Annotated in this window: 16 protein-coding genes; 2 read left to right on the forward strand and 14 right to left on the reverse strand. The window is 66.4% G+C overall.

The features are described from left to right. Positions 1 to 79 precede the first annotated feature (79 nt). Positions 80 to 685 carry a DNA methyltransferase gene (locus tag FGL98_RS16220; protein WP_246136587.1) on the reverse strand — a complete coding sequence of 202 codons (606 nt, stop codon included), beginning with the start codon at positions 683 to 685 and terminating at the stop codon, positions 80 to 82. A 496-nt stretch (positions 686 to 1181) separates the two neighbouring features. After that, positions 1182 to 2126, reverse strand: a complete 945-nt coding sequence (locus FGL98_RS16225) for a 1,4-dihydroxy-2-naphthoyl-CoA synthase (protein WP_246136588.1) — start codon at positions 2124 to 2126, stop codon at positions 1182 to 1184. Between the two features lie 83 nt (positions 2127 to 2209). Here FGL98_RS16225 and FGL98_RS16230 point away from each other — a divergent pair, with 83 nt between their 5' ends. Continuing rightward, the gene (locus FGL98_RS16230) at positions 2210 to 3250 is read left to right on the forward strand and encodes an o-succinylbenzoate synthase (RefSeq protein WP_146318356.1); all 1041 of its coding nucleotides are present in this window, start codon (positions 2210 to 2212) and stop codon (positions 3248 to 3250) included. 4 nt (positions 3251 to 3254) lie between these two features. Here FGL98_RS16230 and FGL98_RS16235 read toward each other — a convergent pair whose 3' ends face one another. Together FGL98_RS16235 and FGL98_RS16240 are read right to left on the reverse strand one after the other, a co-directional pair. Beyond that, complete coding sequence (locus tag FGL98_RS16235; RefSeq protein WP_146318358.1) at positions 3255 to 4031, reverse strand: inositol monophosphatase family protein; 777 nt, start codon at positions 4029 to 4031, stop codon at positions 3255 to 3257. 88 nt (positions 4032 to 4119) lie between these two features. After that, positions 4120 to 4809 carry an ArsR/SmtB family transcription factor gene (locus tag FGL98_RS16240; protein WP_146318360.1) on the reverse strand — a complete coding sequence of 230 codons (690 nt, stop codon included), beginning with the start codon at positions 4807 to 4809 and terminating at the stop codon, positions 4120 to 4122. Positions 4810 to 4875: 66 nt separating this feature from the next. Between FGL98_RS16240 and FGL98_RS16245 the strand changes: the two genes are divergently transcribed. Beyond that, on the forward strand, positions 4876 to 5322 hold the full coding sequence (locus tag FGL98_RS16245) for a nuclear transport factor 2 family protein (RefSeq protein ID WP_146318362.1): 447 nt from the start codon (positions 4876 to 4878) through the stop codon (positions 5320 to 5322). A gap of 5 nt (positions 5323 to 5327) precedes the next feature. Here the strand turns inward: FGL98_RS16245 and FGL98_RS16250 are convergent, their stop codons facing one another. The 10 genes from FGL98_RS16250 to FGL98_RS16295 all read right to left on the reverse strand — a co-directional run bounded on the left by FGL98_RS16250 (position 5328) and on the right by FGL98_RS16295 (position 14702). Further along, positions 5328 to 5765: a VOC family protein gene (locus FGL98_RS16250; RefSeq protein ID WP_146318364.1), complete on the reverse strand. Its 438-nt coding sequence runs from the start codon at positions 5763 to 5765 to the stop codon at positions 5328 to 5330. A gap of 125 nt (positions 5766 to 5890) precedes the next feature. After that, complete coding sequence (locus FGL98_RS16255) at positions 5891 to 6310, reverse strand: hypothetical protein (protein ID WP_146318366.1); 420 nt, start codon at positions 6308 to 6310, stop codon at positions 5891 to 5893. A 296-nt stretch (positions 6311 to 6606) separates the two neighbouring features. Further along, entirely contained in the window at positions 6607 to 7716 is a 1110-nt protein-coding gene (locus tag FGL98_RS16260) for an FAD-dependent monooxygenase (RefSeq protein WP_246136589.1), read from the reverse strand. Between the two features lie 59 nt (positions 7717 to 7775). Beyond that, positions 7776 to 8405: an SRPBCC family protein gene (locus FGL98_RS16265; protein WP_246136600.1), complete on the reverse strand. Its 630-nt coding sequence runs from the start codon at positions 8403 to 8405 to the stop codon at positions 7776 to 7778. A gap of 2 nt (positions 8406 to 8407) precedes the next feature. Further along, positions 8408 to 10777 carry a xanthine dehydrogenase family protein molybdopterin-binding subunit gene (locus FGL98_RS16270; RefSeq protein WP_246136590.1) on the reverse strand — a complete coding sequence of 790 codons (2370 nt, stop codon included), beginning with the start codon at positions 10775 to 10777 and terminating at the stop codon, positions 8408 to 8410. After that, complete coding sequence (locus FGL98_RS16275) at positions 10767 to 11348, reverse strand: (2Fe-2S)-binding protein (protein WP_146318372.1); 582 nt, start codon at positions 11346 to 11348, stop codon at positions 10767 to 10769. Before FGL98_RS16275 ends, FGL98_RS16270 begins: the two co-directional genes overlap by 11 nt. Then, the gene (locus tag FGL98_RS16280) at positions 11345 to 12211 is read right to left on the reverse strand and encodes an FAD binding domain-containing protein (RefSeq protein ID WP_146318374.1); all 867 of its coding nucleotides are present in this window, start codon (positions 12209 to 12211) and stop codon (positions 11345 to 11347) included. Before FGL98_RS16280 ends, FGL98_RS16275 begins: the two co-directional genes overlap by 4 nt. A 37-nt stretch (positions 12212 to 12248) precedes the next feature. Further along, complete coding sequence (locus tag FGL98_RS16285; protein ID WP_146318376.1) at positions 12249 to 13061, reverse strand: ABC transporter ATP-binding protein; 813 nt, start codon at positions 13059 to 13061, stop codon at positions 12249 to 12251. After that, positions 13054 to 13914, reverse strand: coding sequence for an ABC transporter permease (locus tag FGL98_RS16290; RefSeq protein WP_246136591.1), 861 nt, complete (start codon positions 13912 to 13914; stop codon positions 13054 to 13056). Before FGL98_RS16290 ends, FGL98_RS16285 begins: the two co-directional genes overlap by 8 nt. Next, positions 13911 to 14702: an ABC transporter permease gene (locus FGL98_RS16295; RefSeq protein WP_146318380.1), complete on the reverse strand. Its 792-nt coding sequence runs from the start codon at positions 14700 to 14702 to the stop codon at positions 13911 to 13913. Before FGL98_RS16295 ends, FGL98_RS16290 begins: the two co-directional genes overlap by 4 nt. Between the last annotated feature and the right edge of the window lie 2 nt (positions 14703 to 14704).

Raw genomic sequence — 14704 nt, forward strand, 5'->3', positions numbered from 1 at the left:
ACCTGGAAGGTGCTCCTCGAACTGGATCAGATAGGGACTTCGCAATCACTATCTTCCCAGGTCAGGGGCACTTTTCAGCTCACGCCACGCACTCCGCGACCCTCACCCGATGAAATCCCCGGGCTAAGACGATCTTGAGGTAGTGGCCGACCCGGTAGTCAATGTGCACGTAGATTGATCCCGTATCCGCAAGTAGCTCACGCATGAGAACGAGTCGAGGGGTTATCATTGCCAAGTAAGAGGCGGTTCCATCTGCCCATGTATCCGAGTATGCAAACTGCTCCAACACTGTCGGCTTCTGATTAATCGTGGTACCAGGAAGTGTGATCTTGGTCCGGTAGTCGGCCTTCGAGTCGAATGGAGGATCGATATAGATCAGACTCAGCTTTCCGCGCAGGCTCGGATTCTCCTCATCGCCGGCGAGCAGCGCTGACATCGCCAAGAGATTGTCTCCGTAGATCAGCCGATTGAAGCTGGAGTCTCCGGTCGTGATATCAACGCCAGCCTCCAGCCGCTCGGCTTGCTTGAACATGTCGACGTCGAAGGCATCTTTGGAAGGCATCACCAACTCGCGAGTTTGAAGCATGACTCGATTGCGGCCCTCTATGCCCTCAAGAATTTGTGCTGCGTGCCGCTTTCCGGCCGCGACAATCCCAGGCAACTGCTCAAGCAGGGACTTGTTCACGTGGTTCCTCCCGCGTCGACTTGCACCCGGGGAACTCGTCCGGTGTGCCCGGACTGACCCTACCGACTCAACGACACGCTGGCCGGTCAGGGACAGCGAATCGGATCCAACCCGCCATGCGTATGGCCACTTATGTGTGCACTTAGCTTCGTCGTTGAACTTACGAAGGCCCCCTGATCAGGCGTTTTGCCTGGCCAGAGGGCCTCCCCCGGAGCCGCCTATCGGAATCGAACCGATGACCTATTCAGGCCGTCCGGTCCTAGCGCTCAGTATCTTGCGTGTCGCTCGGCCCGTCGCATACAGCCGTAGACACGGCACACCCGCGCCAAGGTTCCCGCAACGCTGGCGAGCGGCCTGATCCTGATGGTCGGTCGCCACGTTGCTGCGAAGGTTCCTGCTCGTCTGGAGAGGCCGACCCGGGCAACTCGCATCGTTTGCGCCCGGTGTGCGCCCGGCAGGTCCCAAACAACGCGCTGACCTGCCCAAATGCGATCCTCTAGAAGTACCAGGGGTATGGCGACCAGTCGGGATCGCGCTTCTGCAGGAACGAGTCACGTCCTTCAACGGCCTCGTCGGTCATGTAGGCCAGCCGGGTCGCCTCCCCGGCAAACACCTGCTGGCCCATCAGCCCGTCGTCCGTCAGATTGAGCGCGAACTTCAGCATCCGCTGCGCGGTCGGCGACTTGCCGTTGATCTCCGCGGCCGCCTGCAGCGCCTCGACCTCGAGCTGGGCATGGTCGGCCACGATGTTGACCGCCCCCATCCGCTGCATCTCCAGAGCGTCATACGCGCGGCCGAGGAAGAAGATCTCCCGCGCGTTCTTCTGACCCACCATCTTGGCCAGGTAGGCCGAGCCGTAGCCCGCGTCGAACGAGCCCACGTCCGCGTCGGTCTGCTTGAACCTCGCGTGCTCCCGCGAGGCGATGGTGAGGTCGCACACCACGTGCAGCGAGTGCCCGCCGCCGGCCGCCCAGCCGTTGACCACGGCAATCACGACCTTCGGCATGGTGCGGATCAGCCGCTGCACCTCCAGGATGTGCAACCGGCCGCCCTGCGCCTTGGCGCGCGCCGCGTCCACGGTGTCGGCGGTCTCCCCGTCGGCGTACTGGTAGCCCGACCGGCCGCGGATGCGCTGGTCACCACCGGAGCAGAACGCCCAGCCGCCGTCCTTCGCGGACGGGCCGTTGCCGGTGAGCAGCACGCACCCGACGTCCGGGGTCATCCGCGCGTGGTCCAGCGCTCGATAGAGCTCGTCCACGGTGTGCGGCCGGAAGGCGTTGCGAATTTCGGGTCGGTCGAACGCGATCCGGACGGTGCCCTTCGCCGGCCCGTCCAGCACGCACCGGTGATAGGTGATGTCGGTGAAGTCGAAGCCGGGCACCTGCTCCCAGCTGGCGGGATCGAACGGCTGCGAGGACGTGGTGGAGTTGGCGTCAGTCACCCGCACACTGTATGCCGGGCCGAGCTGCGCCAACCTCCTGCACTGGCCGTGCACCTCCCGGACACTCGGAGTACCGTCTGGCCATGTCGAGGTCATCCCTGCCGGCAGAGCCACCGGTCGCCACACCACGTCGCCGCGACGTGCCGCCCCTGGTCGATGTGCTCGATGGGCTGCGCGTCGTCAGCATCCCGCTGCACACGAAGTTTCGCGGTGTGACGCACCGCGAGATCGCCCTGCTGCAGGGTCCGACCGGGTGGGGCGAGTTCTCTCCCTTCCTGGAATACGAGCCGCACGAGGCGTCCCGGTGGCTTGCCTCCGCGATCGCCTCCGCGTGGGAGGACTGGCCGGCGCCGGTTCGCGACCAGGTCGCCATCAACGCGACCGTCCCCGCCGTTGCCGCCGACCGGGTGGCATCGGTGCTCTCGCACTACGACGGCTGCCGCACGGCGAAGGTGAAGGTGGCCGAGGCCGGGCAGACCCTTCAGCAGGATGTCGACCGAGTGGCGGCCGTACGAGCCACGATGGGTCCGGACGCCCGTATCCGCGTCGACGCCAATGGCGGATGGACCGTCGACGAGGCCCGCACCGCGCTGAGCAGGCTCTGTGCCTACGACCTGGAGTATGCCGAGCAGCCGTGCGCAACGGTCGAAGGGCTCCGCGACCTGCGGATCGCCCTCGCCCGGCAGCACACCGATGTGCTGGTTGCCGCCGATGAGTCGATCCGCAAGGCCGAGGACCCGATGCGGCTGGCACTGCTCGAGGCCGCCGACGTGGCCGTGGTCAAGGTGGCGCCACTCGGAGGCGTCCGTGCGGCGCTGGAAGTTGCTCAGCGCTGCGGTCTGCCGATCGTCGTGTCGAGCGCACTCGACAGCAGCGTCGGCATCGCGGCGGGTGTTGCGCTCGCGGCCACCCTGCCGCAGTTGCCGTTCGCCTGCGGACTCGGCACCGTCAACCTCTTCGAGGGCGACGTCACGGTCGAGCGGTTGGTGCCACAGGACGGGGTCATCGAGGTCCGCCGTCCGGCCGTGGACGAGGCCGCACTCGATCGGTGGCAAGCCCTGCCCGACCGCGTGGAGTGGTGGATCCAGCGGGTGCACGCCTGCCACGACGTGCTGATCTCCTGATCGGTCAGGCCAGCTCGGCCCCGGACTCCACGACCCTGTCGTATGCCGCGCGGCCGGCCGCAACCACCAGCGGCGCCGCCAGCGTCTTCGGGTCGTAGGCCGTGCCGTCCAGATAACCGGCATACCCGCCGGTCTCGGCGACGATCAGCGCACCGGGCACGTGATCCCACGGCATCGTCGAACCATAGACGAGATAGTCCGCCACGCCTTCGGCGATCCGCGGGTAGTCGACCCCGCAACAGGCCCACGACAGGTCCATCGGGGTAAGACCCGGCAGCGCCCGGCCGACCCAGCGGCGCCGGGAGGTGCGACCGCGCAGCGCCTGCAGATCCGGTGCAACCCGCGTCATCGGCTCACCGTTGCGCATGACCCCGGCACCGCGCTCGGCCACGTAGGACGCCCGGTGCTGGGGCTGCCAGATCCAGCCCCGCACGATCTCGGCGCCACGGACCTCACCCACCATCACGGCGTGATCCGGCGAACCGTGCACGAAGTTCTTGGTGCCATCGACCGGGTCGACGGTGAACCAGTGGTCGGCGCTCGCCGCCTGATCCAGGATCGAGCGATCGGCCGACACCGCTTCCTCACCCACCACCAGCGCATCCGGGTAGGCCTGCTGCAACCGGCGGGTCAGGATGACCTCCGCCTCCCGGTCGGCCACGGTGACCAGATCTCCGGGATTCTTCTCCATCACCTCGCCGTCGGCCAGGGAACGGAAGCGCGGCTCGATGACTTCGGCCGCGACCTCCTGGAGCATGGTCAGCACCGCATCTGTCTGCACGGCGCCCACTATGCCGTCCGCACCCCAAGCACGGGCAGTCGCCCTCGTTTCGGACAGCCAATCGGCAATTCTTCGACGGTCGGTGGGCCTATGGCCTGAGCAGCAGATCCAACTCGTGCTGGTAGTGCGACGCGACCCGCAGCCCGCGCCGACTGGTGCGGGCGAGCCAGCCCCGGTCGAGGAACGCCTGGGTCATCGCAGCCGGGAGCGCTCCGGCCAGATGGGGCCGCCGCTGGGTCCAGTCGAGACACGACCTGGCAAACACCCGCCGGGTGGCCCGGAGCAGGTCCACATCGATGTCCAGCTCGGCCAGCACCCGATCACCACGCTCAGTGAGCCGGTGATCGAGGTCATCGACCTGTTTCAACACGCCTGCAGTCAGCAGCCGTTCACGCAGCTCGACTCCGCGGGCGCCAGCGAGGTGGTCGTAGCAGGTGCGCGCCTCGGCGAGCACGTGCGCCTCGCGCGACTGACGCAACGACCGGATGGGCGTGCTCGGCGCAATCCGGGCCAGCGACTCCAGCACGACCGCCACCTGCGGACCACTCAGCTCGTGGTACCGGTGCCGTCCCTGACTGGTCACGCGGACCAGCCCGCCGTCGACCAGCCGCCGCAGATGAGCGGTCGCGGTGGCGGCGGACACCCCTGCGATGGCGGCGAGCTCGCCGGCAGGCAGCGCCCGACCATCGGCCAGCGCGGTCAGCATCGCCACCCGGGCCGGATCCGCGAACAGTGCCCCTGCTGCGGCCAGATCAACCTGCCGGACTGGATGCTCCATACGGTCCAGCATGCCACGACCACGTTTCGGTCGCTGACGTAATGTCCGTCCGGTAACGTCGCGGCCATGGACGCAACCAGGGATTCGACTCAGCCGAGCTGGACCGCCAGCAAAGAGGATGCGGCCTTCATCCATCGGGAGTGGGACAGCCGCACCCGAGCGCAGGACCTCGACGGGCTGCTCGACCTGTACCTGCCCGATGCCGTGCTCGAGTCACCACTGGTCCCTCGGGTGCTCGATCAACGTAGCGGCGTACTGACCGGGCACGCTCAGCTGCGGACGTTTTTCGAACGCGGCACCAGCGGCCGCCCGAACGACCTCGTCCGCTGGCATCGCACGGAGCACTACCAGTTCAACGGGCACACCCTGATCTGGGAATACCCCCGTCGCACGCCCGACGGCGACCAGGTCGACCTCGTCGAGGTGATGGACCTGATCGGGCCCAAGATCGCCCACCACCGCATCTACTGGGGGTGGTTCGCCGCCCCACTGCTCACCCGCTCGGGGTCTTGACCACTTCAGCCCTCCGTGTCGGCGCGGGACGGCGCCCCGTCGACGTCGCCGAGTCGCGCTTCGGCGAGAGTGGGCTCGAACAGCTCGACCGGGTTCCCGGACGGATCCTCGACGAGAACCTGCTTCCCACCCACCCCGGAGACGATCTCGTTGCGAAACCGCGCCCCGGCATGGCGCAGAGCCGCCACCGTCGCTTCCAGGTCGTCGATCTCGATCGCGAACCGGTTCCAGCCGCCCGGCTCCGGCGCGGTCCCGTCCGGCATCGACTGACCGCCGCCGGGTCCACCCCCCGGAGCGCTGAGCACCAACCGCAACGGGCCCCTGGTGAGCATGGCGAAGGTCGGAGCCGGATGCATCTGCTCGCTGAAGCCAAGCTGCGAGCAGTAGAAAGCGATCGCGGCGTCGACGTCATGGACGATGTACCGCACGCTCACCTGCGCCATGGGCTGTCTCCGTTCGTATCTGGATACATCATGGCGCCCGTGTCACGCACGCGTCTACAGCGCGATCCTGCCGTGCACCCTCCCCGTCGACTTCGTCGATGTCAGCTCGAAGCCGACCCCTCTCATCATGACCTGCGCGGCAAGGTTCGTGTCGGCAGTATCTGCACGAATGGCACTCGCCCCACCGGCACGAGCCTGCGCCAGAACTCCCCTGATGGCGAGCCGTCCGACTCCGCATCCGCGAGCGACCGCACCAGCCAGATCCCGGCCTCGACGACATCGCCATCGCCGGTGCGCTTCAGCCGCACCGCACCCACCGGTGTGCCGGAGCTCGTGATCGCCCAGATCGCCTCACCGGCGGGCCCGTCCAGACCTTCGCGGCAGGCACGGTGGTAGGCCCGAAGCCACTCCATGCGCTCCGGTGTCCACTCGTTGTTTTCCGAGAGCGGCGGGGTGACCTCATCGGCGTCAGCACCGTTGACGGCCGCCTGGATCAGTGCCTCGAGCACCGGCTCGTCGATCGGAACGAGCTCGATGTCAGGCACGCCGCAACGATACCTACCTTCAGATGCAGATCACCGTCTCAGGTTCCTCTTGCACGGCGAGCTCCGGCCGCTTGGCATACTTCTCAGTGTCATGCCGCCGAGGTCGCAGTTTTCGGCGCTACCCGTAAACCACATCGCAATGCTCAGCCCTTCCACCCAGTTCCAAGGCGAAGAAATGCGACCTCGACGACGCGCAGGCCGAGGAACAACGAGCGTCTGCACCTCGACACCTACCCCCCGCTTCACCACCCCGCTGACACGAACTGCTGACGGTCGGCGCGGCTCGGCAACGCGGTCTACAGCGGCACCGTCCACGCGTCGTACCCGTAGACCCAGTCGCCATTGCTCGAGTCCTTGAGCCACTCGTTGCTGCGCGACTGGGTCTGCACTCGGCTCGTGCGGTCGACTCGCGCCACCTCGTAGGCCTTCAGCGCATTGGCTACGTCATCGTGGGCGGCGATCGATCGGGCGAGGACCACGGCGTCCTCGATCGCCATCCCTGCGCCTTGGGCCATGAACGGCATCATCGGGTGGCAGGCGTCGCCCAGCAGGGTCACGCAACCTTGGGACCATGTCGGTAGCGGGCTCCGCACGTAGAGAGCCGATTTCAAGACCGTGTCGCATGCGTCAAGCAGCGCTCGTGCGTCGGGGTGGAAGGCGCTGTAGGCGGCCCGCAGCTCCTCGACGCTGCCGGGTGTCGTCCACGACTCCTCACGCCAGTCGTCCTGCGGCGTCGTTGCGAAGATGAAGGTGTCGTTTCCACGCGTGAGCGGAAAGGTCACGATCTGAGTGGCTGGATCCGGGCCCCACCACTTGGTGAACGCATCCCGATCGGGCACCCCCGTCAGGCGTTCCCCGGGCACCACGGCGCGGTAGGCAACAACTCCAGTGAACTCCGGGTGCTCCTGGCCGAGGAGAGCAGAACGCACGACCGAGTGAATGCCGTCGGCGCCGATGAGCACATCGACGTGCTCGGTTGTGCCGTCGACGAGCTCGAGGCGTGCGCCATCTTCTTCCGGCGTGAGCCCGGCGAGCTTGCTGCCAAAGCGCAGTGCTCCCTCCGGCAGCGCCTGCTCGAGGGCAGTGAGCAGGTCCGCACGGTGCATCGTCAGCTGAGGAGATCCATACTTCTCCTCGGCAGCGTTGCCCATCTCGAGTCGCGATGTCACGACCCCGGTGTTCCAGGTGCGACTGATGCGGCGAGCGGGACGAGCTGCCGTGCGGCGCAGGTCGTCTCCGACACCGAGACCGTCCAGGGCCCGCACGGCGTTCGGTGTCAGGTTGATGTCTGCGCCAACCCGGCCGAATCGGCTTGACTGCTCGAACACCTGAACTCTTATTCCCTTACGTGCCAGAGCAATTGCTGTCGCTAGACCGCCGACTCCGCCGCCGATGATGCCAATCACCGAATCACCTTCTCCCATGAGACTCTCTGCTGACTTTGCCCGAAAGTAGCCGTGCAAAACTACGCATCTCGCCTGCCCCGCTGTGCGCCGCGGATCTCGCGCACGACGACCACTACCAGGGCGATCGCGCCGAGTGAGGGAAGCATCCGCTGCATGATCGGCGCCGATCCCCGGCTGAGACGGTGCAGGCGCCCCGGGTCGGCCGAGTGGGACGAGTCGCGCCCGGCCATCTCCGCACCATCGGGCTCTCGGTCGATCTCGAGAGCCAGGTTGTCGGCGAAGGTGGCGATGAGCTTGGCTGCGACACCCGAGATGATTCCTCGGCCGAACTGCGCCGGCCTGCCGGTGAGGTCGAGGTCGGTGCACACCCGCACGCCGGTAAGGTCCGCCGCCACCTGCTCGAGCGTGGCGGTGATGGTCGCCGAGACCGATCCTCCGCCCCGCTGCTCGGTGCCGTGCGCCTCGACGGTGATGCGATGGTCCGATGCTTCCTGCTTGAGTAGGCCCTCGCCGCGATAGGTCAGTCTCATCGGGCCGAGCTTGACCGTGACTCGACCGGTGAAGGTGTCACCGGTCACCGAGTCGACGGTGGCGCCGGGCACGCTGCGCACAACCCGCTCGAGGTCAAGGAGAACGGGCCACACGGTCTCGATGCTCGCGGGGACACGGAACTCGTTGTGAAACTGCATGGTCACCTTTCGGTTGCTCGCCCCGCGCGCAACAGCGCCCAGAGTCGATCTGGAGTAAGCGGGCAGGAGTGGATTACGACGCCGAAAGGGCTCAGAGCATCCTCCACCGCGTTGGCCAACGCGGCCGGTGGGCCGACCGCCCCGCCCTCACCAAGACCCTTCACCCCCAACGCGTTGGTGGGACTGGGGCAGACAACTTCGGCAAGGCGAATGTCGGGGACCGTGTCAACCGTCGGCAGCCGATAATCCATGAAGGTCGACGTGACGGGCTGCCCGGCCTCGTCGTACTGCATGTGCTCCAGGAGCGCCCCGCCGATACCTTGGGCGGTCCCTCCGACGATCTGGGCGTCGGCGATCTGTGGGTTGACGATCCTGCCCGCCTCATGAACGACGACGTAGTCCAGGATCTCCACGCGACCCGTCGCGGGCTGCACCTCGACCACGACCGCATGCAGTCCGGATGACGTCGCGTAGTTCGGCGGCTGGAAGTAGGAGACCTCGGAGAGTCCGTCGCGACCGCTGCCTCCCTGAGTCATGGGTATGGCCCGCATCAGCTCGGCCAGACTCATGGCACTGCCGGGAGAGCCCTTGACGACTACCTGGTTGTCCGCAATCTCGAGGTCCGCCGGATCGACCTCCATCAGTTCGGCTGCGCTGTCCAGAATGCGTTGACGCACGAGGACGGCGGCCTGATGTATGGCGTTTTCGGCGGTGACCAGGGCGCGGCTCGCGATCGTGCCGACCCCGAATGGGATGGTGGCGGTGTCCCCCGCAACGAGTTCGATCTCCCCCATCTCGACGCCGAGCGCGTCGGCGGCGATCTGGACGAAGGTCGTGCGATGACCCTGTCCCTGCGACGGGGCGCCCGTGTGTATGCGAATCCGTCCGCTGGGCAGCACACTCACCTTGGCCCCTTCGAACGGCCCGAGGGCGGTTGCCTCCAGGTACATCGCAAACCCGACCCCGACGTAGCGGCCGTCCACCCGTGCCTTCTGCTGCTCTGTACGCACTCTGGGCAGGTCGATCATCTTGACGGCCCGGTCGAGCATCTCCGGGTAGTCACCGGAGTCGTACTGCTGGGTCAGCCCGCGCCGGTCGAGCAGACCGGTCTGGTAGGGCATCTCTTGAGGTGTGACCACATTGCGGGCACGCAGCTCCGCCGGCTCCATCTCCAGCTTGGCCGCCAGCCGATCCATGATGCGCTCCATGGCAAAGGTCGCCTCCGGGCGACCCGCACCCCGATAGGGCGACGTGAACATCGTGTTGGTCAGCGCGCCCGTCGCCTCGATCTGCACGTTGGGCACCCGGTAGGGGCCGATCAGGTGACATAGCGAGTTGTATGGCACGACCAGGCCGACCATGTTGCGCGCGCCCAGGTTGACCACGAACCGGTCGCGGACGGCGAGCAGCCGACCGGATTCGTCTGCGGCGGCAGTGATGTGGTGAATCTGCTCGCGCGCGTGGCTACCCGCCGTGAGGTTCTCCTGGCGGTCCTCCGTCCACCGCACCGGACGTCCGAGGTCCTGGGCGACCAACGGGATGAGCAGCTCCTCGACCACCAGAATCCCCTTCTGGCCGAACCCGCCTCCGACGTCCACGGCGACGACGTGCACGTCGTCGGCAGGCAGGCCGAGACAAGACGCGATGTGGCCTCGAACCCGGTGGGGTGTCTGGGTGTTGGACCACACAGTGAGGCGGCCGCTGAACGGGTCCCGGTGCGCGACGATTCCTCGGCACTCCATGGGTGAGGGCACATATCGTTGCGATGCGAAGGTGTCCTCGACGATGACGGCCGCGCTCCGCAGGGCCTGATCGACATCACCGGTGCCATGCTCGAGGTGGATCCCGATGTTGTCTTCGGCCTCCAGCAGCACACGAGGCGAACCCTCCTCCAGTGCGGCTTCTGGGTCGATCACCGCGGGGAGCTCGTCGTACCGCACGTCGATCACTTCCAACGCGTCCTCGGCCAGGTAGCGTGACTCGGCCACCACCATCGCGATGGCCTGGCCGACGTAGTTCACCTCACCGGAAGCCAGCAGTGGCATGGGCTGAATTCGAACGACCGGATCGATGGTCGACCGGATGCCTTCAGGTATCCGAAGCTCTTCACTGTTGAGCAGTGGTTCGACCCGTCCGACCAGGGCTGCCGCGTTGTAGACGGCGACGACGCCAGGCAATCCGGCGGCCGCGGTCAGATCCACTTCATGAATTCGCGCATGCGCAACCGGACTTCGTAGAAATGCCACCTCCAGCATGCCCTCGATCTGGAGGTCGTCGATGAATCGGCCCTGTCCGCGGAGGAGCCGGTCGTCTTCCACCCGCGGGATACTGCGGCCGATGAATGGCGCCGGTCCCTCCTCTTCAGGCGTCACGGTCGGCCCCTTCGTCGACGGGGCGAGACCGCTCGCGCAGGCACGCACGCCGTGCCGCGTTGCGGATGTTCACGTATCCGGTGCAGCGACACAAGTTGCCGCCCAAGTGTTCCATGATGGCGTCATCGTCGATGACCTCCGATGACTCCTCGAGCGCAGTCATCGACATCAGAATGCCCGGTGTGCAGAAACCACACTGCATTCCGTGCTCCTCATGGAACGCCCGTTGCAACCTGTTCAGCTCACCTGACTCGGCGAGACTCTCGACAGTCCGCACGTCGCTGCCGTCGGCCTGGACGGCAAGAGTCAGGCAGGATCGCACGCCGACTCCGTCGACCAGGATGGTGCACGCTCCGCACGAGCCCTGCTCGCAGCCGACATGGGTGCCAGTCAGACCGAGCCGGTGTCGTAGGAAGTCGACCAGCAGCAGTCGAGACTCAACCTGCGCGCATACCGGCGCACCGTTGACCGTAACCCTGATGTCGTGCCAGCAGGAGGGTTCCGAAAGCGGTGGCCCCAATGGCCTTCGTGGAAGCTGGGGGTGGTTGAGGTCTGCCGTTGGTTCATTCATGCGCATCGCTCCCATGCCTGGTTGATCCCAGTGACCGCCAGCTGAGCCGCCAGCTCCTTGCGGAATGCCGCCGTGGCGTGAATGTCTCCGACGGGATCGAGCTGCTCCTCGAGCGCGGACACCGCTGCCGCAGTGGAGCTTGGGGTCACCGGCGCGTCGAGCAGTGCCTGCTCGGCGGCTGCCACCCGCACCGGCGAGCCACCCACCCCGAAGAACACCAGCCGCGCAGCCGAGACCACGTCGCCGGCGCGTTCGAGACGCACGACGACCCCGGCGGTCGCGAAGTCCCCGACCCGGGTGCTGAACTCCTGGAAGGACGAGCCGGACCACGCGGGCTGCCGGGGGAACACCACCTCCGTGAGGAGCTCGTCCTCCTCCAGGACCGTGCTGAACGGTCCGTCGAAGAAGTCAGCTGCATTGAGCCGCCGCAGACCGCGCTGCGATCGGGCAACCAGCTCGGCGTCCAAGGCCACCGCTACTGCGGGCAGCTCGGATGCGGGGTCGTTGTGTGCCAGGCTGCCGCACACTGTTCCTCGGTTGCGGATCTGCGGATGCCCGATGTGGCCGATCGCCTCCGTGAGCACCGGCCAGCCGGACCGCAGACGCGGGTCGGCGTGGGCCTGTGCCTGCCGGACGGCAGCACCGATGTGCACGGCCTCCTGGCTGTCCACGTCGATCGATCCGAGCTCGGGGATCCGGCAGATGTCGACGAGGACGTCCGGGTGCCCCATCCGCATATTGAGCACCGGCAGGAGCGACTGGCCGCCGGCGAGCACCTTGATCTCCCGGTCCCCGTCGCCGAGGAGTCGGATCGCCTCGGCGACACTGTGAGCCGCGCGATAGTCGAACGGGGCCGGCTTCATCTCGCCCGGTTCCGGCCGCCGCTGCCCTGCTCGTGCCTCATGCCGTGACCTTCGCTGCGAGGCTGCCGGCGCCTGTCGGGGCTTCAGGGATGTTTCGGAGCAGCCGCAGCACGTGTGCGCGCAGGCGAATGAACTCGGCATCCTCCTTGGTGGTGATCTGGTCGCGGGGCCGGGCCAGTCTCACGGGTATCTCCTCGGAGACCCGGCTGGGGGCCTTCGACAGCACGATGATGTTGTCGGCGAGGTAGACGCTTTCGTCGATGTCGTGGGTCACGACCAGAACGGTGATCTTCATCGTGGCCTGGATCGTCAGGAGAAGGTCCTCCAGCTCCGCGCGGGTCTGTGCGTCCACGGAGGCGTAGGGCTCATCCATGACCAACAACCGCGGGTGACAGGCCAGCGCTCGAGCGATCGCTACGCGCTGCTGCATTCCGCCGGACATCTCCCACGGATAGAGATGCTCCTTGCCTGCGAGTCCAACCGCCTCGAGGGCTTCCATCACCCGGGATCGACGAAGCTTCTTGTCGATCCGGCGTAACGGGAAGCCGACGTTTGCCTCGACTCGCAACCACGGGAAGAGTGACCTGGAGTAGTCCTGAAAGACCATGGCCAAGCCATCGGGCACCCCGTCGATCGGCGCCCCGTCGAAATGCACCTGACCGGAGGTTGGTGCGTCCAGGCCGCAGATGATGCGCAGCAGGGTGGTCTTGCCGGCACCGGATGGCCCGACAATGACGGTCACCTGACCGGCCGGGACGGTTGCGGAGATGTCATCGATTGCTCGGTTCGTGCCGTAGACCTTGGCGATGCCGGTCATCACCAGCTCGGCGGGTATCTGGTTGTCAGTCATGTTGCGACGTCGCTCCTTGATGCCAGGCAAGCACCCGGCGCTCGATCCGGACAATGATGATGTTCAAGATGATCCCAATGAGGGCCAGGACGAGCAGGACCGACCAGAACCCGGGATAGTCGAAGTTGCGCTGCGTCGCAACCAGGAGGTAGCCCAGGCCGTTCCGCGACTTCTGCAGCTCGGAGATGATCATCATGATGAGGGACAGCGACAGCGCGACACGTGCGCCGGCGAAGATCTTCGGCGCAGCGCCGGGCAGCAGGATCCGGAACAGCACGTCACGACGGCGGAGCTTGAAGACCTCCGCCACATGGGCGCGACCGGTGCCGATGCCTTGAACCCCATCGATCGTGTTGAACAGGATCGGCCAGATCACGCCGAAGGCGATCAGCAGGACCTTGGGCCAGTCGCCAGTGCCGAAGAGCAGGAAGAAGACTCCGAGCAGGGCAGGCGTCGGCAGGGACCGACCGAGATGCACCAGGGGCTGGAAGAGCGCGGCGACGACAGGCTTGACGCCCAGGGCGGTCCCCACGACAACCCCGACAACCAGGGCGAGCCAGAAACCCACTGTGGCGCGCCACAGGCTGGGCAGCAGGTCCTGCCAGGCGACCGTTCCCAGGAACAGGTGAGAAGCGTTGCCGCCGAGGAAATCTTGGAAGGTCCGCACGACGGTCGCCAGCGGCGACGCAATGAACAGTCCCTTGGTGGGACTGAGCGAACCGAGCCACCACACCAGGAGGATCAGGATCGGCACGATCGCAGACAGCACGACCCTGCGGCCGATCAACCGACTCCGCCTGGGGAGGTCAGATGCCGAGACGCCGGGCTGTGCTGCCCTGGTCAAGACGCTCACTGTGCGAGTCCTTTCTTCCACCCGAATGCGGCGCGATCGGCGAGCGCGAACAGGCCACTCACGAGCACACCGAGCAGGCCCGTCACCGCCGTTGCGGCGTAGACGACGTCAAGGTTGGAGGCACTGGTGCTGGCCAGCAGGATGTAGCCGCCGATGCCTCCGCCGGATCCGAGCAACAGCTCAACGCTGACCGCGACAATCAGTCCGATGGAGGCGGACACGCGAATTCCAGTGAACATGAAGGGAAGCGAGGCCGGAAGCCGCACCCTGGCCATGATGCCGAGCGGTGAGACGTGCATCGTCTTGGCGGTCTGGACCGCCACCGGGTCCACCGACCGCATGGCATACATCGCGTTGAAGAGAATCGGCCACACGCAGGCGGCCGCCACCGTCAACGACATCGGCAGCATGCTCGTCCCGAGCAGCAGCAAAAGCAACGGGCCGATGGCGATGGCCGGTAGCGGCCGAAGCACCTCGACGGGAAGCGAGAACATGGTGAAGACCGTGGGGATTGCGCCCATCAGACCGCCGAGGATCACACCGACGACCGAGGCGATGAGTAGACCCAACATCCATTCACGCAGGGTGTAGAACACCTGCGTCAAGAAGGCCGTGTTCCCCAGCAGGTGGTAGCCCTGCCGGACAACCGCACTGGGCAGCGGCAGCCCCGCACCGGAGATGACTCGGGTTCGGATCAGGACTTCGAGTATCAATCCGATGCCGAGTGTCCCGATGACTCCAAGGACGATGCGCTTCAGCAAGGACAGCGGTTCGCTGATCAGTTTCATCA

The sequence above is a fragment of the Leekyejoonella antrihumi genome, assembly GCF_007845645.1.
GTDB lineage: Bacteria > Actinomycetota > Actinomycetes > Actinomycetales > Dermatophilaceae > Leekyejoonella > Leekyejoonella antrihumi.

Bases quoted from the DNA above. Each gene is read 5' to 3' on its own strand.
- FGL98_RS16230 (WP_146318356.1), top strand. From the start codon at position 2,210: ATGTCGAGGTCATCCCTGCCGGCAGAGCCACCGGTCGCCACACCACGT.
- FGL98_RS16240 (WP_146318360.1), bottom strand. From the start codon at position 4,809: ATGGAGCATCCAGTCCGGCAGGTTGATCTGGCCGCAGCAGGGGCACTG.
- FGL98_RS16245 (WP_146318362.1), top strand. From the start codon at position 4,876: ATGGACGCAACCAGGGATTCGACTCAGCCGAGCTGGACCGCCAGCAAA.
- FGL98_RS16250 (WP_146318364.1), bottom strand. From the start codon at position 5,765: ATGGCGCAGGTGAGCGTGCGGTACATCGTCCATGACGTCGACGCCGCG.
- FGL98_RS16265 (WP_246136600.1), bottom strand. From the start codon at position 8,405: ATGCAGTTTCACAACGAGTTCCGTGTCCCCGCGAGCATCGAGACCGTG.
- FGL98_RS16275 (WP_146318372.1), bottom strand. From the start codon at position 11,348: ATGAATGAACCAACGGCAGACCTCAACCACCCCCAGCTTCCACGAAGG.
- FGL98_RS16280 (WP_146318374.1), bottom strand. From the start codon at position 12,211: ATGAAGCCGGCCCCGTTCGACTATCGCGCGGCTCACAGTGTCGCCGAG.
- FGL98_RS16285 (WP_146318376.1), bottom strand. From the start codon at position 13,061: ATGACTGACAACCAGATACCCGCCGAGCTGGTGATGACCGGCATCGCC.
- FGL98_RS16295 (WP_146318380.1), bottom strand. From the start codon at position 14,702: ATGAAACTGATCAGCGAACCGCTGTCCTTGCTGAAGCGCATCGTCCTT.